Annotated in this window: 13 protein-coding genes and 1 pseudogene; 6 read left to right on the top strand and 8 right to left on the bottom strand. The window is 60.1% G+C overall.

Features of this window, described 5'->3' with window-relative positions:
* Nucleotides 1-123 precede the first annotated feature (123 nt).
* The gene (gene mltF, locus FGA82_RS23235; protein ID WP_141128893.1) at nt 124-1584 is read right to left on the bottom strand and encodes a membrane-bound lytic murein transglycosylase MltF; all 1461 of its coding nucleotides are present in this window, start codon (nt 1582-1584) and stop codon (nt 124-126) included.
* A 285-nt stretch (nt 1585-1869) separates the two neighbouring features.
* Between mltF and purL the strand changes: the two genes are divergently transcribed.
* From purL to FGA82_RS23220, 3 genes and pseudogenes are all read left to right on the top strand, one after another.
* Nucleotides 1870-5766, top strand: a complete 3897-nt coding sequence (gene purL, locus FGA82_RS23230; RefSeq protein WP_141128892.1) for a phosphoribosylformylglycinamidine synthase — start codon at nt 1870-1872, stop codon at nt 5764-5766.
* A 5-nt stretch (nt 5767-5771) separates the two neighbouring features.
* Nucleotides 5772-6083 carry a Nif3-like dinuclear metal center hexameric protein gene (locus FGA82_RS23225; RefSeq protein ID WP_042607740.1) on the top strand — a complete coding sequence of 104 codons (312 nt, stop codon included), beginning with the start codon at nt 5772-5774 and terminating at the stop codon, nt 6081-6083.
* A 1092-nt stretch (nt 6084-7175) separates the two neighbouring features.
* A pseudogene (locus FGA82_RS23220) lies at nt 7176-7537 on the top strand (DUF6124 family protein).
* Between the two features lie 260 nt (nt 7538-7797).
* Here the strand turns inward: FGA82_RS23220 and nagE are convergent.
* The 7 genes from nagE to FGA82_RS23185 form a co-directional block, all read right to left on the bottom strand.
* Entirely contained in the window at nt 7798-9510 is a 1713-nt protein-coding gene (gene nagE, locus FGA82_RS23215; protein ID WP_141128891.1) for an N-acetylglucosamine-specific PTS transporter subunit IIBC, read from the bottom strand.
* A gap of 23 nt (nt 9511-9533) precedes the next feature.
* On the bottom strand, nt 9534-12047 hold the full coding sequence (gene ptsP, locus FGA82_RS23210; RefSeq protein ID WP_141128890.1) for a phosphoenolpyruvate--protein phosphotransferase: 2514 nt from the start codon (nt 12045-12047) through the stop codon (nt 9534-9536).
* A gap of 150 nt (nt 12048-12197) precedes the next feature.
* A complete protein-coding gene (locus FGA82_RS23205) occupies nt 12198-13220 on the bottom strand; it encodes an SIS domain-containing protein (RefSeq protein ID WP_141128889.1) in 1023 nt (340 codons plus the stop codon).
* A complete protein-coding gene (nagA, locus tag FGA82_RS23200) occupies nt 13201-14307 on the bottom strand; it encodes an N-acetylglucosamine-6-phosphate deacetylase (RefSeq protein WP_141128888.1) in 1107 nt (368 codons plus the stop codon). Before nagA ends, FGA82_RS23205 begins: the two co-directional genes overlap by 20 nt.
* Nucleotides 14308-14336: 29 nt before the next feature.
* A complete protein-coding gene (locus tag FGA82_RS23195; protein ID WP_141128887.1) occupies nt 14337-15068 on the bottom strand; it encodes a GntR family transcriptional regulator in 732 nt (243 codons plus the stop codon).
* A 283-nt stretch (nt 15069-15351) separates the two neighbouring features.
* Nucleotides 15352-15867, bottom strand: coding sequence for a L,D-transpeptidase family protein (locus FGA82_RS23190; RefSeq protein WP_141128886.1), 516 nt, complete (start codon nt 15865-15867; stop codon nt 15352-15354).
* 87 nt (nt 15868-15954) lie between these two features.
* On the bottom strand, nt 15955-16506 hold the full coding sequence (locus tag FGA82_RS23185; protein WP_141128885.1) for an NUDIX hydrolase: 552 nt from the start codon (nt 16504-16506) through the stop codon (nt 15955-15957).
* Nucleotides 16507-16653: 147 nt separating this feature from the next.
* Here FGA82_RS23185 and FGA82_RS23180 point away from each other — a divergent pair, with 147 nt between their 5' ends.
* From FGA82_RS23180 to FGA82_RS23170, 3 genes are read left to right on the top strand one after another with little or no spacing between them, the layout of a single operon-like run.
* Entirely contained in the window at nt 16654-17253 is a 600-nt protein-coding gene (locus FGA82_RS23180) for a CoA pyrophosphatase (protein ID WP_141128884.1), read from the top strand.
* A 47-nt stretch (nt 17254-17300) separates the two neighbouring features.
* Complete coding sequence (locus tag FGA82_RS23175) at nt 17301-17825, top strand: gamma carbonic anhydrase family protein (RefSeq protein ID WP_141128883.1); 525 nt, start codon at nt 17301-17303, stop codon at nt 17823-17825.
* A complete protein-coding gene (locus FGA82_RS23170; protein ID WP_141128882.1) occupies nt 17822-18031 on the top strand; it encodes a DUF1289 domain-containing protein in 210 nt (69 codons plus the stop codon). The genes FGA82_RS23175 and FGA82_RS23170 overlap by 4 nt, the downstream gene beginning before the upstream one ends.
* Nucleotides 18032-18138 lie beyond the last annotated feature (107 nt).

Below are 18138 nucleotides of genomic sequence, written 5' to 3'. Positions count from 1 at the left end.
CAACGCATAACCCCTGTGGGAGCGAGCTTGCTCGCGAAGGCGGAGTGTCAGCCGACATATTTGTTGACTGGCTCACTGCATTCGCGAGCAAGCTCGCTCCCACATTTGTTTATGGGGTGTTGCTTAGAGCGGGGCAGGCTCTTGCGCGGGTTTTGATTTGTCGATGCCCGGCACATGCAAGTTGCCCTCGGCCACCTGATCGCCCTCAAGCTGTGGCTGCGTCACCCAGGTCAAAATGTCGTAGTAACGACGAATGTTCGCCACAAAATGCACCGGTTCGCCGCCACGGGCGTAGCCATAACGCGTCTTGCTGTACCACTGCTTCTGCGACAGGCGCGGCAAAATCTTCTTCACGTCCAGCCACTTGTCCGGGTTCAATCCTTCCTTGGCCGTCAGTTTGCGCGCGTCATCGAGGTGACCGCTGCCGACGTTGTACGCCGCCAGGGCGAACCAGGTGCGATCCGGTTCCTTGATCGAATCGTCGAGCTGATCCTTCATATAAGCCAGGTACTTGGCGCCACCCATGATGCTCTGCTTGGGGTCGAGGCGGTTGGACACGCCCATCGCCTGCGCGGTGTTCTGGGTCAGCATCATCAGCCCGCGCACACCGGTTTTCGAGGTGACGGTCGGTTGCCACAACGATTCCTGGTAGCCGATTGCAGCCAGCAGGCGCCAGTCGACTTTCTCTTTCTTCGCGTAATTCTTGAAGTGCTGTTCATATTTCGGCAGGCGCTGCTGCAAGTGCTGGGCGAAGGTCGTGGCACCCATATAGCCAAGCACATCGACGTGGCCGTAGTAGCGATCCTTCAAGCGTTGCAGGGTGCCGTTCTTCTGCACCTTGTCGAGATACGCGTTGATTTCGTTGAGCAGGCTGTTGTCTTCGCCCGGGCCAACTGCCCAGCTCTGACTGCGCGCATCGCCGAGGTCGAAGGCCACGCGAATGTTGGTGAAGTACACCTGATTCATCGCCACTTCGTTGGAATCGACCAGGGTCAGGTCAATCTGGCCTTCATCGACCATGCGCAGCAGATCGACCACTTCAACCGCGTCGGACTCTTCGTATTCAATACCGGGGAATTTCTTTTTCAGCTCGGCCAATTGCTCGGCGTGGGTGCTGCCTTTAAGCACCATGATCTTTTTGCCGACCAGATCACCGGGCTCGGTCGGCCGCGACTGGCCATTGCGATAGATGATCTGCGGGGTGACTTCAAGGTAGGAGTGCGAGAAACGCACCTGCTGCTTGCGCTGATCGCTGCTGACCAGACCGGCGGCGGCCAGCACCGGGCCGTTCGGCTTGCCGATCTGATCGAACAGGTCATCGAGGTTGTCGGCGGTCTCGATCTTCAGCTCGACACCCAAATCGTCGGCGAAGCGCTTCACCAGCTCGTATTCGAAGCCGGTTTCACCGCTGCGATCCTGAAAGTAGGTGGCGGGGCTGTTACGGGTAATCACCCGCAGCACACCATCCTCCTTTACGCGCTCGAGTGTGTTGGGTTTATCAACACAGCCACCGAGCATCAGGAAGAGTCCGGTTGCGATCAGCCATTTGGCGTACCGCGGACGCAAAGCCGTTGGGAAAAACATCTGCGCAGTATACGCAAACGGCCACGGGCGCCATATCTCGACAGTGCAGGGCGAGTCTGCTAGCGATCACAAAACCGAGCTAAACCCCGCAGAAACGGGCCTTTACGGCTTTTTGTTACAGTAAAAATAAGCGGCCTCTGAATAGCTGATTTACCTGACTCTGAAGTCGGAAACACAGATTGATACCCGAGTGCAACCGTGCGTAGCGTTTCGGGTGATGTTGAGGGCGGTTTAGGCTAGAATGCACGGCCTCAAAGCACACCCCTTCCCGAGGCTGTCCCGAAGATGTTGATCCTGCGCGGCGCTCCTGCCCTTTCTGCCTTTCGCCACAGCAAACTCCTTGAGCAACTGAGCCAGAAGGTTCCAGCTGTCAGTGGCCTGTATGCTGAATTCGCTCACTTCGCCGAAGTCACCGGCGTCCTGACCGGCGACGAACAGCAGGTGCTAGCGCGCCTTCTGAAGTACGGCCCAAGCGTTCCGGTACAAGAGCCGACCGGTCGTCTGTTTCTGGTGTTGCCGCGTTTCGGCACCATCTCGCCATGGTCGAGCAAGGCCAGCGACATCGCCCGCAACTGCGGCCTGAGCAAGATCCAGCGTCTGGAGCGCGGTATCGCCTTCTACGTCGCCGGTCAGTTCAGCGAAGCCGAAGCGCAGCAGATTGCCGACGTGCTGCATGACCGCATGACCCAGATCGTGCTGGCCAACCTCGAACACGCCGCCGGTCTGTTCAGCCACGCCGAGCCGAAGCCGCTGACGGCCATCGACATCCTCGGTGGCGGTCGCGCTGCGCTGGAAAAAGCCAACACCGAGCTTGGCCTCGCCTTGGCCGAAGACGAGATCGACTATCTGGTCGACGCCTTCAATGGCTTGAAGCGCAACCCGCACGACATCGAACTGATGATGTTCGCCCAGGCCAACTCCGAACACTGCCGCCACAAGATCTTCAACGCCAGTTGGGATATTGATGGTGAGAACCAGGAAAAAAGCCTGTTCGGCATGATCAAGAACACCTACGTGATGCACAGCGAAGGCGTTCTGTCGGCTTATAAGGACAACGCCTCGGTGATCGTCGGCAACGTCGCCGGCCGTTTCTTCCCGAACCCTGAAACCCGCCAGTACGGTGCGGTGCAGGAGCCGGTGCACATCCTGATGAAGGTTGAAACCCACAACCACCCGACGGCGATCGCTCCGTTCCCGGGCGCATCGACCGGTTCCGGCGGCGAGATCCGTGACGAAGGTGCAACCGGCCGTGGCGCCAAGCCAAAGGCTGGCCTGACCGGTTTCACCGTTTCCAACCTGCAGATCCCCGGCTTCGAACAGCCGTGGGAAGTGCCGTACGGCAAGCCTGAACGCATCGTCACCGCGCTGGACATCATGATCGAAGGCCCGCTCGGCGGCGCCGCGTTTAACAACGAATTCGGCCGTCCGGCCCTGACCGGCTACTTCCGTACCTTCGAACAATCGATCACCACCCCGCACGGTGACGAAGTTCGTGGTTACCACAAGCCGATCATGCTCGCTGGCGGCATGGGCAACATCCGTGAAGAACACGTCAAGAAAGGCGAGATCGTGGTCGGCTCCAAGCTGATCGTCCTCGGCGGCCCGGCGATGTTGATCGGTCTGGGTGGCGGCGCCGCTTCCTCGATGGCCACCGGCACCAGCTCGGCGGATCTCGACTTCGCTTCCGTGCAGCGTGAAAACCCTGAAATGGAACGTCGTTGCCAGGAAGTCATCGACCGTTGCTGGCAACTGGGTGACAAGAACCCGATCAGCTTCATCCACGACGTGGGCGCGGGTGGTCTGTCCAACGCCTTCCCGGAACTGGTCAACGACGGCGACCGCGGTGGCCGTTTCGAACTGCGCAACATTCCAAACGACGAGCCGGGCATGGCCCCGCACGAAATCTGGTCCAACGAATCCCAGGAACGTTACGTGCTGGCGGTCGGCCCGGAAGACTTCGAGCGCTTCCAGGCCATCTGCGAACGTGAGCGTTGCCCGTTTGCTGTTGTCGGTGAAGCCACCGCCGAGCCGCAACTGACCGTGACCGACAGCCATTTCGGCAACAACCCGGTGGACATGCCACTGGAAGTGTTGCTGGGCAAGGCTCCACGCATGCACCGTTCGGTGGTTCGTGAAGCCGAGCTGGGCGATGACTTCGATCCGTCGAACCTCGACATCAGCGAATCCATCGAACGCGTTCTGCATCACCCGGCTGTGGCGAGCAAAAGCTTCCTGATCACCATCGGCGACCGCACCATCACCGGCCTCGTGGCCCGTGACCAAATGGTCGGCCCGTGGCAGGTTCCGGTGGCCGACGTTGCCGTCACCGCCACCAGCTTCGACGTTTACACCGGTGAAGCGATGGCAATGGGCGAGCGCACTCCGCTGGCTCTGCTGGACGCTCCGGCGTCGGGCCGCATGGCCATCGGCGAAACGCTGACCAACATCGCCGCGTCGCGCATCAACAAGATCTCCGACATCAAACTGTCGGCGAACTGGATGTCCGCTGCCGGCCACCCGGGCGAAGACGCGCGTCTGTACGACACCGTGAAAGCGGTCGGTATGGAACTGTGCCCTGAGCTGGGTATCACCATTCCGGTGGGCAAGGACTCGATGTCCATGGCCACCCGTTGGAGCGATAACGGCGAAGAAAAAACCGTGACCTCGCCGATGTCGCTGATCGTGACCGGTTTCGCGCCAGTGGCTGACATCCGTCAGACCCTGACCCCGGAACTGCGCATGGACAAGGGCACCACCGACCTGATCCTGATCGACCTCGGTCGCGGTCAGAACCGCATGGGTGCTTCGATCCTTGCGCAGACACACGGCAAGCTCGGCAAACACGCACCGGACGTCGATGACGCTGAAGACCTGAAAGCCTTCTTCGCGGTGATTCAGGGCCTCAACGCCGACGGTCACCTGCTGGCGTACCACGACCGTTCCGACGGTGGTCTGCTGACTTCCGTGGTGGAAATGGCTTTCGCCGGCCACTGCGGTCTGAGCCTGAACCTCGACGGTCTGGCAGAAACCACCGCCGACATCGCCGCCATCCTGTTCAACGAAGAACTGGGTGCAGTGATTCAGGTTCGTCAGGACGCCACGCCAGACATCCTCGCGCAATTCAGCGCCGCCGGTCTGGGCGACTGCGTGTCGGTGATCGGTCAGCCGATCAACAATGGCCAGATCAACATCACCTTCAACGGTGACACCGTGTTCGAAGGCCAGCGTCGTCTGCTGCAACGTACCTGGGCTGAAACCAGCTACCAGATCCAGCGTCTGCGCGACAACGCCGACTGCGCCGAGCAAGAGTTCGACGTGCTGCTGGAAGAAGACAACCCGGGCCTGAGCGTCAAGCTCAGCTACGACGTCAACCAGGACATCGCCGCACCTTACATCAAGAAAGGCATCCGCCCTCAGGTTGCCGTGCTGCGTGAGCAGGGCGTCAACGGTCAGGTGGAAATGGCTGCCGCGTTCGACCGCGCCGGTTTCAACGCGATCGACGTGCACATGAGCGACATTCTCGCTGGCCGTGTCGACCTGAACGAGTTCAAAGGTCTGGTGGCGTGCGGTGGTTTCTCCTACGGCGACGTTCTCGGCGCCGGTGAAGGCTGGGCCAAGTCGGCACTGTTCAACAGCCGTGCCCGCGATGCGTTCCAGGGTTTCTTCGAGCGTAACGACAGCTTCACCCTCGGCGTGTGCAACGGTTGCCAGATGATGTCCAACCTGCACGAGCTGATCCCGGGCAGCGAGTTCTGGCCGCACTTCGTGCGCAACCGCTCCGAGCAGTTCGAAGCGCGCGTGGCGATGGTGCAGATCCAGGAATCGAACTCGATCTTCCTGCAGGGCATGGCCGGTTCGCGTATGCCGATCGCCATCGCTCACGGTGAAGGTCACGCCGAGTTCTCCAGCGAAGAGGCACTGCTGGAAGCCGATCTGTCCGGTTGCGTGGCGATGCGTTTCGTCGACAACCATGGCAAGGTCACTGAGCGTTATCCGGCCAACCCGAACGGTTCGCCGCGCGGGATTACCGGTCTCACCAGCCGTGATGGCCGTGTGACGATCATGATGCCGCACCCGGAGCGAGTGTTCCGTGCCGTGCAGAACTCGTGGCGTTCGGAAGACTGGAACGAGGACGCACCTTGGATGCGTATGTTCCGTAATGCACGCGTTTGGGTTAACTAAGGCCTGTGTACAAGCTGGCGTTTTTTGTTCCTGACAGTCATGTCGAGGTGGTCAAAGGGGCTGTGTTCGCTGCCGGTGGTGGGCGGATCGGTGACTATGACCACTGTGCCTGGCAGGTGCTTGGTCTGGGCCAGTTTCGACCTTTGGACGGGAGTCAGCCGTTCATTGGCGAGGCGGGGCAGGTTGAGCGGGTTGAGGAGTGGAAGGTTGAGCTTGTGGTGGCGGATGAGTTGATCGTTGCTGTGGTGGCGGCGTTGAAACTTAGTCATCCCTACGAGACGCCGGCTTATGAGGTGTGGCGGCTGGAAGATTTCTGATAGCCGCTTATTACAAGAAACCCGCAGATGAGAGATCGTCTGCGGGTTTTTTGTTGCTTACGATTTTCCGGGTGATGGGGTTCCAATGTGGGAGCGAGCTTGCTCGCGAAGGCGCCGGATCAGGCAACGATGTTCTGGCTGACCGGGTACATATCCGTTGCTGTGGTAACGGCTGCTTAGGGTTCCGCCCTTACGGCGGGTCACCTTTTCCAAACGCCGAAAAGGTAACCCAAAAGGCTTGCCCCAACGTTCGGCCCACTCGCTAAAGCTCGGGGTTCCTTCGCTCCGGAATTCATCCGGGCGCATCGCCTACGGTTTGCTTCGCTGCACCTCCTCTCGATGCATTTGGCTGCGCCAAACGGTCGCTGCGCTCCCACCCCCGGATAAATCCCTCCACTCAGCCTGCCGACGGGGCCTGTGGATCAAGATCAAGAGCAGGCGAGCTGACACTCGACCTATTGAGTGGTAAAGAGCGGGCGGGGTTTACTGTTGCTTTTCTGTGGGAGCGAGCTTGCTCGCGAAGGCGGCCTGACAGCCGACCTGTGTCTTTCAGGTGTACTCAATCCAAATGTGGAGTGAGCCTGCTCGCGATAACAACCTCACAGCAACCAATCACCCGCAGATGCACCACAATCCCTGTGGGAGCCTGGCTTGCCAGCGATGGCGGCCTGCCAGCAGACCAATCTCTGTCTGAATGCACCCAATCCAACTGCGGGAGCTAGCCCTGCTGGCGATAGGGACAGTCCAGTCTCCAAGGAAATTGGATCTGTTTAAATCTGTGTCGGATTCGCCGAACCTTCCCACAAGGTTTTCAGGTTGTCCGTCGGACGCCCGCTCTCTAGTCTTTGCCTGTCGCTGCCAATTCAGCGACCGGGCGTGAGATCCCCGGAAAGCTTGCAACTAGCGCCAACACTACGATAATTGGCGCCAGCTCAATCTACTGCCTGTGTTATGGCGGCTGTGTGCGGGCAGACTTCGGTCTGGCCGGTTGCCTGCTCCGGTGGATCTCACCCTGCACATAGCTGCCACCTCTTCGCCGCGTGAGATCCGGCGAACGATGGCATCCACACTTGCAGTAGCAGGAGTTGAATTTTGGACAAGCTAATACCAGATCCACCCCCCGAAACCACCACCCCACTCGAAGCCGCCATCCGCGCCGAAGACTTGGCAAAAACCCGCGAAGCCATCAAACGCGCCCTCGATTTCTACCTCAGCCCCGAACCCGCCAAACCCCGAAACCCAGCACCATGTTCCTCGTCCACTCCAGCGTCGACACCGAAAGCCTGCTCGCCCACGCCTGTGAATCGTTGGCCTCAGCAAACGCTATGGCCAGCAACTTCGCAACCGAACTCGGCGGCTTGCAACGCAGCACGGCACTAGCCATCCAGCAAATCATCATGCTCGCCGAACTCGCAGTAAACCGCGCACTGGTTCGAGTCGATCCACAAACCTGACGACCGCGTCATCGTTCATCGCCAGCAGGCTGGCTCCCGCAAGGTTGTGCACAATTTTGAGAACAGTGAAGAACCTGTGGGAGCCTGGCTTGCCAGCGATGACGGCCTGAAAGCCGACCTGATTCTTCGGATAGATAGCTTCCCTGTAGGAGCTGTCGAGTGAAACGAGGCTGCTATCTTTTGCTCTTGCTTATGATTGTAAAAAAGCAAAATCAAAAGATCGCAGCCTGCGGCAGCTCCTACAGGGGTGATGTGTGGGGTCAGACTTTGGCGCTGACCTCGCTGTGGTTGACCAGCGCTTCCAACGCCCCACTCAAACTCGCCGCCTTATCCCCCACCAGCAAATGCCAGACCCCGCCATCCAACTGGCTGACACCGTGACAACCCAGATCCTTCAACTGCGCCTCGGACAACGCCTTGCCATCCGCCAATTGCAGGCGAATCCGCGTCATCGCAATGCAATCCAGTTGCAGCACATTGTCGCCACCGCCCAACGCGTTCAGCCATTGCTGCGCCTCGGAACCGGCAACGGCCATAACTTTCGGCTCATCAACAACAGCGGTTTCAACCAAAACAGCACGCCCCAATGCAGGCATCGCCAGACGAATCTCATCGGCAATGCTGTCTGCCATCGGCCCGACCACAACCTGCAAACTCCCACCTTTACCCGGTCGCACTACCGCCATCGCACCCAACGCTTTCAGATCCGCATCCGAAGCCTTGTTGCGATCAACCATCTCCAGTCGCAACCGCGTGGTGCAGGCACCGACGGTGAGCAAGTTCTCTGCTCCGCCCAACGCCTTGATGTAGGCACTGGCGCGCTCGTTCTCAGTCAACACGGCTTTTTCACTGACAGCGACGTCCTCACGCCCCGGCGTCTTCAAATTGAAACGACGAATACAGAAATCAAACACCGCGTAATACACCACGGCATACGCCAGCCCGACCGGGATCACCAACCAGCCATTGGTAGAACGCCCCCAACCCAGCACCATGTCGATGAAACCGCCGGAGAAGGTGAAGCCGAGGTGAATGTTCAGCGCGTTGGTAATCGCCATCGACAATCCAGTCAGTAGCGCATGCAGCAGATACAACAACGGTGCCAAAAACATGAAGGCGAATTCAATCGGCTCGGTCACCCCGGTCAGAAACGAAGTCAGCGCCATCGACAGAAAGATCCCGCCCATCACCTTGCGGCGTTCCGGCAGGGCATTGCGATACATCGCCAGACACGCCGCCGGCAGGCCGAAGATCATCATCGGGAACATGCCGGTCATGAACTGGCCGCCCTTCGGATCGCCAGCGAAGTAGCGCGACAGATCGCCCGTCACCAATGCGCCTGTGGTTGGATCGGTGAAATTGCCGAAGACGAACCACGCCATGTTGTTGAGGATGTGGTGCAGGCCGGTGACGATCAGCAGGCGGTTGAACACGCCAAACACGAACGCGCCAATGCTGCCGCTTTCCATCATCAACGCGCCGAAGCTGTTGATGCCGTGCTGGATCGGCGGCCAGATATAGCCGAACACCACGCCCAGACCCACCGCCGCGAACCCGGTGACAATCGGCACGAACCGCCGGCCGCCGAAGAACGCCAGGTACTCCGGCAACTTGATGTCCTTGAAGCGGTTGTACAGCGCGCCGGCCATCAGGCCGCTGACGATACCGGCGAGCATGCCCATGTTGATGCTCGCATCGAGCACCTTGAGCGTGGAGATCATCACCAGATAACCGATCACCCCGGCCAAGCCAGCGGTGCCGTTGTTGTCCTTGGCGAAACCGACGGCGATGCCGATGGCGAAGATCATTGCCAGGTTGGCGAAGATCACCTGTCCGGCGTCATGGATGATTGCGATGTTCAGCAGGTCAGTGTCACCCAGACGCAGCAGCAGACCGGCAATCGGCAGGATCGCAATCGGTAGCATCAGCGCGCGGCCGAGGCGTTGCAGGCCTTCGATGAAGAGTTGGTACATGGCGTTTGTCCTTGTTGTTTTTGTTAGCGCAGAGGCCAATGTTGATGACAGGCGTGGCGCACGGCGGCGGCGCTGCTCAACTTGAGCAGGTCGCGGCTGAGGCGCTGGCATTCGGCTTCGTGCACCTGGCGCACGCGATCCTTGATTTCACCGATCTGCACCGGGCTGACCGACAATTCGGTAACGCCCAGACCGATCAACACCGGCGTCGCCAGCGGATCGGAGGCGAGTGCGCCGCAGACGCCGACCCAACGCTTGTGCACCGCCGCGCCTTCGCAGGTCATGGCGATCAGGCGCAACAGCGCTGGGTGCAGGGCGTCGACGCGGGCGGCCAGACCGGCGTGGTCGCGGTCCATGGCCAGGGTGTATTGCGACAAATCGTTGGTGCCGATCGAGAGGAAGTCGGCGTGTTCGGCGAGTTGCTCGGCTTGCAGCGCGGCGGCGGGGACTTCGATCATCACGCCGATTTCCGGGCGCTGCGCGATGTTCATCTCCAGGCACAGGGCGTCGACGCGTTGGCGAATGTGCAGCAGCTCATCCACTTCGGTGACCATCGGCAGCAGGATTCGGCAGCGGCGCAGCGGGCTGACTTGCAGCAGCGCGCGCAATTGTTGATCGAGAATTTCCGGGCGGGCCTGAGCCAGACGAATGCCGCGCAGGCCGAGCACCGGGTTGGCTTCGATGGGTAGCGGCAGATAGTCGAGTTGCTTGTCGCCGCCGACATCGATGGTGCGGATGATTACTGGGTGATCGCCCATTGCATCGATCACGGCTTGATAGGCGCTGCGCTGTTCCTCGACGTCCGGCGCGGTCTGGCGGTCGACGAACAAAAACTCGGTGCGCAAGAGGCCTACACCATCGGCGCCATTGGCAAAGGCGTCCGCCGCTTCACTGCTGGAGGCGACATTGGCGACGACTTCGATGTGCACGCCATTTCGCGTTTCGGCAGGCAGGTGAGCTTTGGCTTGTTGAGCATCGCGACGTTGCTGGCGTTCGATTTGCGCCTGCTGAACTTCAGCCAGACGTTCAGCGTTGGGCGTCAGTTCCAGACGACCGCCATCGGCATCGAGCACCACCGATTGACCTTGCGGCTGATCAAGCAGCGCCGAACCCAGCGCCACCATGCATGGCAAACCTTTACCCCGCGCCAGGATCGCCACGTGCGAAGTCGCGCCCCCCTCGGCCATGCACAACCCGGCGACACCTTGCGCGCTGAGTTGCAGCAGATCCGACGGCGTCAATTCATGTGCGGCGACGATGGCGCCGGCCGGCACGTCGTAATTCCACGCCTCACCGAGCAACGCACGCAACACGCGTTGTTTAAGGTCGCGCAGATCGTTGGCGCGTTCCGCCAACAGTGCGCTGCCGGTGTGCTGCAGGACTTCGCACTGCACATCGATCGACTGGCTCCAGGCGTGAGTCGCTGCAGTGCCTTGTTCGATGGATTGCTGTGCAGCATCGAGCAGTGCCGGATCTTCCAGCAGTGCCAAATGCGCGGCGAAGATTGCTTCTTCATCGGCATTCTTGTGTTTTTTCGCTTGGGCGAGGGTGCCGTCGATTTCGTTGCGTACCCGAGTTAGCGCAGCGTCGAGAACCGACTGCTGTTGCATCGGATCGTGATTACCGGCATCCGCCGGCAAACTGATCACGCTCAAGCGAAACAGCGGCCCGCCGACCAATCCCGGTGCGGCGCAGACACCGTGCAACACACCTGCTTCGGCCGGACGTTTAAGAGGCGCAACATGGATCGGTGCAGCAGCGTGATGATCATCCGGCAGCGCCGTGGCCAACGCCGTGAGCAACGCTTGCAGCGCCGCTTCGGCATCCGGCCCCTGACAGCTGACCTGCACTTCATCCTGCTCGCCAACCGCCAGCCCCATCAGACCGATCAGGCTGTTGCACGGCGCCGATTTGCCGGCGAAGTGCAGTTGCGACTGGCTTTTGAAACCTTGCGCGGTCTGCCGAATCAGCGCCGCAGGGCGCGCATGCAAGCCGCCGCGATGCGCCACCAGAACATGGCCATGAACATCAGGCCCACCCACGTCTGCAACATTCGCCGCCGAACTGTTGCGCGCAACAATGTGCAGTAACGGTTCGCCAACTTTCACCGCTTTGAGCGTGATCGGACGCACCTGAAAATCCTGGCTGTTGGTCAGGATCAACAAGCTGACGAGGCTTTTGCATTGCTGGCCGACCTTGTCCAGGTCATAGCGCAACAACGGCTGGCCCTTGCTGACACGCGTGCCATCCTTGACCAGCATCGAGAAGCCTTCGCCGTTCAACTCAACGGTGTCGAGGCCCAGGTGCAGGAGGATTTCCGCGCCGTTGTCGGCACGTACGGTGAGAGCGTGGCCGGTGCGCGCGACGTGAATGATCACCCCGGCGCACGGCGAGTACAGCGTGTCGTTGATCGGGTCGATGGCGATGCCGTCGCCCATCGCGCCGCTGGCGAACACCGCGTCCGGGACTTTGGCGAGCGTGAGCACCGGGCCGCTGAGCGGGGCGCTGAGGGTCAGCTCTTTATTGTTGTTGTGCATGGCTCGGTCTCATCGGTTAAATCTCGGTTCGATGTCCTCTGTAGGAGCTGCCGCAGGCTGCGATCTTTTGATCTTGTTTTTCTGTGAATCAAAATCAAAAGATCGCAGCCTTCGGCAGCTCCTTCAGGGGTCTGCATCAATCAGCAGTTGTTAGTGCGTGCGGGTCACTTTGCTCAGGTGACGCGGCTGATCCGGGTCCATGCCTCGGGCCACGGCCAAACCGGCGGCCATCACGTAGAAACTCTGAATTGCCAGAATCGGATCGAGGGCCGGGTGCTCGGCGCGGGTCAGGGTCAGGTCGCGCTCGCTCACATCATCCGGCGCGGCCAGCAGCACGCGGGCGCCGCGTTGACGCATTTCTGCCGCGAGGCTCAACAAGCCAGCCTGCTCGGCGCCGCGCGGTGCGAACACCAACAATGGATAGTGTTCATCGATGAGCGCCATCGGGCCGTGACGCACTTCGGCGCTGCTGAATGCTTCGGCCTGAATCGCCGAGGTTTCCTTGAATTTCAGCGCCGCTTCCTGGGCGATGGCAAAACCGGCGCCACGGCCGATGACCATCAAACGCTCGCAATCGCGCAACGCTTCGATGGCCACGCTCCAGTCCTGTTTTGCCGCTTCACGCAGACCTTCAGGCAGGGCGTTACCGGCTTCGAGCAATTCGCTGTCTTCTTTCCAGTGCGCGATCAAACGAGCGCTGGCGCTGAGAGTGGCGATAAAACTCTTGGTCGCGGCGACGCTGCTTTCAGTGCCGGCGAGTAGCGGCAGGCTGAATTCGCACGCGGCTTCCAGTGGCGAATCGGCGGCGTTGACCATTGACACGCTCAGCGCGCCACGCTTGCGCAACAGACGCAGGCTGTTGACCAGATCCGGGCTCTGTCCCGACTGCGAGAACGCGAACGCCACCTGACCGCTGACCTTCAACGGCGCCTGCTGCATGGTCACCACCGACATCGGCAACGACGCCACCGGTACGCCCAATTGCTGCATGGTCAGGTAAGCGAAGTAGCTCGCCGCGTGGTCGGAGCTGCCGCGTGCGACGGTCATCGCCACTTGCGGTGGCTGACGGCGCAGGCGTCCGGCGATCTCGATCATTGCCGGGTCGAGCTGTTGCAGTTGGGCTTGCACGGCCTCGAAGGAGGACAGCGCCTCCTCAAGCATTTTTGAAGTCAATGTCTTCTCCTTCGACCATGACAGCGGTCAGTGTGAGTGAGCGATCCAGCCGCACGCAGTCGGCCCAGGCACCAGGTGCAAGGCGCCCGCGTTCGTTGATGCCGAGATAATCGGCGGGAAATTGCGACAGACGCTGCGAGGCTTCGGCGATCGGCAAACCGATCTTCACCAGATTGCGCAGGGCCTGATCCATGGTCAGCGTGCTGCCGGCCAAAGTGCCGTCAGGCAGGCGTACGCCGCCCAGGCATTTGGTCACGGTGTGGCTACCGAGCTTGTATTCACCGTCGGGCATGCCGGCGGCAGCGGTCGAATCGGTGACGCAATACAGGCACGGGATCGAGCGCAGAGCCACGCGGATCGCGCCGGGGTGCACATGCAACAAATCCGGAATCAGCTCGGCGAATTTGGCGTGGGCCAGTGCGGCGCCAACGATCCCCGGTTCACGGTGATGCAGCGGGCTCATGGCGTTGTAGAGGTGGGTGAAGCTGGTCGCGCCGGCATCCAGTGCGGCAACGCCTTCTTCGTAGCTGCCGAGGGTGTGGCCGATCTGCATGCGTACGCCACGGCTGCTCAGTTCGCGAATCAACGCGTCGTGACCGGCGATTTCCGGAGCGATGGTGATCACTCGAATCGGCGCCAGTGCCAGGTATTCTTCGACTTCGGCCATCAATGCGGTGTGGGCGAAATTCGGTTGTGCGCCGAGTTTGCCGGGATTGATGTACGGGCCTTCGAGGTGTACGCCGAGGACCCGTGCGGCGCCTTTCGGACGCTGTTCGCAGAACTCTCCGACTTCCTTCAAAACCCTAGAAATCTCGGCACTCGGCGCGGTCATGGTGGTGGCCAGCAGCGAGGTGGTGCCGAAACGCACGTGGGTTCTGGTGATGGTTTCGAAAGCGCTGGCGCCTTCCATGATGTCTTTGCCGCCGCCGCCGTGGACGTGCAAATCGATGAAGCCCGGCAGCAGATACGGAAGATCGTTACTCGCCGGGTCGCAAGGCACGCCTTCGATCGACACGACTTTACCGTGTTCGTGAATCAGCCGGCCGCGAACCCAGCCGCTGGCGGTGAGGATGTTGTCTTCGGACATTTCGCTTCTCTCGTTTGGCTTGCTGCTGATCAGCGGCGAAGCTCTGCAACAAAGTCGTAGTAGTCGTTGCGGCAATAGGTGTCGGTGACTTCGATCGGCGTGTTGTCTTCCAGATAGCCGACCCGGGTCATCAGCAGCATGGCGGTGCCGGGGGCGATGCCGACCAGCGCGGCAAATTCGTCCGAGGCGTTGATTGCCTGGATGTGTTGCAAGGCGCGGACGATCGGTTTGCCGATGCCGTCGAGGTATTCGTAGAGCGAATCGCCGACCCGTTGCGGTTTCGGCATGATCGAGGCGGGCAGGGTGCTCATCTCGATGGCCATCACCGTGTCATCGGCTTTGCGCAGACGCTTCATGCGCGCGACCTTGTCGTTCGGCGACAGGCTGAGGCGGATCAGTTCTTCGTGGGTCGGCAGGGTGATTTCGCGTTCCAGCCATTGCGAGCTGGGTACAAAGCCCTTGAGGCGGAGCATTTCGCTGAAACCCGAGAGGCGCGACAACGGCTGTTCGAGGCGTGGGGTGATGAAAGTGCCGGAACCTTGCAGGCGACGGATCAGGCCTTGATCGAGGAGGACTTCCAGTGCTTTGCGCGCGGTGACTCGGGAAATGCCCAGTTGCTCGCTGAGGTTGCGTTCCGAGGGCATCGCCTGCTCGGACTTCCACTGCCCGGCATGGATCGCCGCTTCCAGATTACGTGCCAATTGCAAGTACAGCGGTGTCGGCTGGGAGTCATCGGGACGTAGGGCATGGAGGTCGTTCATGTAGGGCATTTCCGTCGCGAGTATAGGATTGTTGTGGCTCGCTTGTGGGGCGGAAATTAATACCACTTGAATACCATGTCAACGCAGGCAATGGGCGGTTAATCCAATGAAATGGCGGGGTTTAGAGGGGGTGGTTTGAAGTGGTATTAAAGGTGGGCTGTAAAAAACAAAAGATCGCAGCCTGCGGCAGCTCCTATAGTTGAGAGTGGTATCACCCTTGTAGGCGCTGCCGCAGGCTACGATCTTTTGATTTATTTTTTTGCAGGTGACCAGTGGTCAGGGATTAAGGGCGGATTTCGACCATCGTGCCGTCCGGCACCAGATTCCACACTTCGCGCATATCAACGTTGCGCATGGCGACGCAGCCATCAGTCCAGTCCAGGGTGTGGAACAGATCTTCCGGGGTTTCTTCCGAATCCGGCGTGCCGTGGATCATGATCATGCCGCCGGGTTCGACGCCTTCGCGACGGGCGCGGGCGGAATCGCTGATGTTCGGGTAGGAGATGTGCATCGACAGGTTGAATTTGTCGCTGGTCTTGCGCCAGTCGATCCAATAGAAACCTTCCGGTGTGCGTTTGTCGCCTTCAATCAGTTTCGGGCCTTTTTTCGCGCCCTTGCCCAAGGAAATGCGATAGGTCTTCAGCGGCTTGCCGTCGGCGATCAACTGCAGTTGATGAGCCGACTTAAGCACCAGAACTTTTTCGATAAGAGGCGTATTCGACGGCGTCACAGTGGTCACGAATGACGCTTGGGAGACGGTAACGACCGACAGGCAAAACAGGGCAAGCAACCAGCGCATTGAAACGATTCCCCAGGAATGACGCAGATACATGATTTATAGGTGTTGTGCAGACGTGCTCGGGTTATCGGCTGGCCGGCGAAGAAATCAAGTAATGGCAGGCTGAGCAAGCGGCGGAATCGATTCCGAACGAACCGGATACACCTCAACACGCCGATCAGCGAAGAAGCATTCTAAGGTACGCCCCACTGTGCGGAAAGCCAGCTCGTCCCAGGGAATGTCGGCTTCGTCGAATAGTTGTACTTCGAGGCTCTCGGGGCCGGCGGCAAAGTCCAGATCGACCAGCTCAGCGCGGAAGAACACATGCACCTGACTGATGTGCGGCACGTCGATCAATGTGTAGATGCTCAGGTTGCGCACCCGGGCGCAGGCTTCTTCGGCAGTCTCGCGCACGGCGGCCTGCTCAATGGTCTCGCCGTTCTCCATGAAACCGGCGGGCAAGGTCCAGTAACCGAGGCGCGGCTCGATGGCGCGGCGACACAGCAACACTTTGCTGCCCCACGTCGGCACACAGCCGGCGACAATATTGGGGTTCTGATAGTGAATGGTCTGACAGCTGTCGCAGACAAATCGCAGCCGCGAATCGCCTTCGGGAATGCGCTGGGTGACCGGGTTACCGCAGTGGCTGCAAAATTTCATGCTGGGCTTCCTGAATGCTGCGCCTATCTTGGCGTGCAGCGGTGTCGGTCGGCAAGTTGTCGTTTCGCGACACGACGGGTTTCGGGGGCTTGGGCGCTCGCAATGATTGGTGCATGATGCAGGGTAAGGCACTGATCGAGAACACTCATGCTGGACGAGCTACTGCATAGGGTAAGCAACCACACTCCGCGCACGCTGGAAACCGACACACGTTTCCCTGAGGCCGCCGTTCTGGTGCCGATCACCCGCAGTGACGAGCCGGAACTGGTGCTGACCTTGCGTGCCAGCGGGCTCTCGACCCACGGCGGCGAAGTCGCCTTCCCCGGTGGTCGCCGCGATCCGGAAGACCCGGACCTGATCTTTACCGCGCTGCGTGAAGCCGAGGAAGAAATCGGTCTGCCGCCCGGACTGGTCGAAGTCATCGGCCCGCTCAGCCCACTGATTTCCCTGCACGGCATCAAGGTCACGCCGTATGTCGGCGTCATCCCTGACTTCGTCGAATACCGCGCCAACGATGCCGAGATCGCCGCCGTCTTCAGCGTGCCGCTGGAATTCTTCCGCAAAGACCCTCGTGAACACACTCACCGTATCGACTATCAGGGCCGCAGTTGGTATGTGCCGAGTTATCGATATGGTGAATACAAGATCTGGGGCCTGACCGCGATCATGATCGTCGAGTTGATCAATCTGCTCTATGACGCCAAGATCAGTCTGCATCAACCACCGAAAAGCTTTATTGATACCTAAGCCATCGCTCGAATGGCCATCACACCGTGAGCCCTGAGGGAAACAAGATGAAATACCGCTTGGGCGACGCCCGTGTCGAGACCCATCCACAGAGCTGGGTCGCCCCCAATGCCGTGCTGGTGGGCAAGGTCAAACTGGAAGAGGGCGCTAATGTCTGGTTCAACGCCGTGCTACGCGGTGACAATGAACTGATCCTGATCGGCAAGAACAGCAACGTGCAGGACGGCACCGTGATGCACACCGACATGGGCTATCCGCTGACCATCGGCACCGGCGTGACCATCGGCCACAACGCGATGCTGCATGGCTGCACCGTTGGCGATTACAGCCTGATCGGCATTAATGCAGTGATTCTCAACGGCGCGAAGATCGGCAAGAACTGCATCATCGGCGCCAACTCGCTGATCGGCGAGGGCAAGGAAATTCCCGATGGTTCGCTGGTGATGGGCTCGCCGGGCAAGGTCGTGCGTGAGCTGACCGAGTCGCAGAAAAAAATGCTTGAGGCCAGCGCCGCTCACTATGTGCATAACTCGCAGCGTTATGCGCGTGATCTGGTTGAGCAAGAAGAATGAATACCCCCGAAAGACCCGTCGCCTCGCCCTGCGTGAATATTTGTGCGCTGGATGAAGACGACATCTGCACTGGCTGCCAGCGTACGGTCGAGGAGATCACGCGCTGGGGCCGCATGACCAATGACGAGCGCCGCGTGGTGCTGGGGTTGTGTCATGAGCGGGCGAAGGCGAGTGGGTTGGTGTGGATGATCCCTTCGAAATCGTGATCGGCTTGAGAGTGCCCTCAACCCTAGCCCTCTCCCAGAGGGAGAGGGGACTGACCGAGGTGTCTTACGCTATACGCCGACCTGAACGATTGAGTCGAACTCAGGTT

Origin of the sequence: Pseudomonas fluorescens (assembly GCF_005938625.1) — a bacterium.
Lineage (GTDB): Bacteria > Pseudomonadota > Gammaproteobacteria > Pseudomonadales > Pseudomonadaceae > Aquipseudomonas > Aquipseudomonas fluorescens_BD.
The sequence above is the reverse complement of the archived record's forward strand: the minus strand, read 5'-3'. Positions and strand labels throughout refer to the sequence as shown.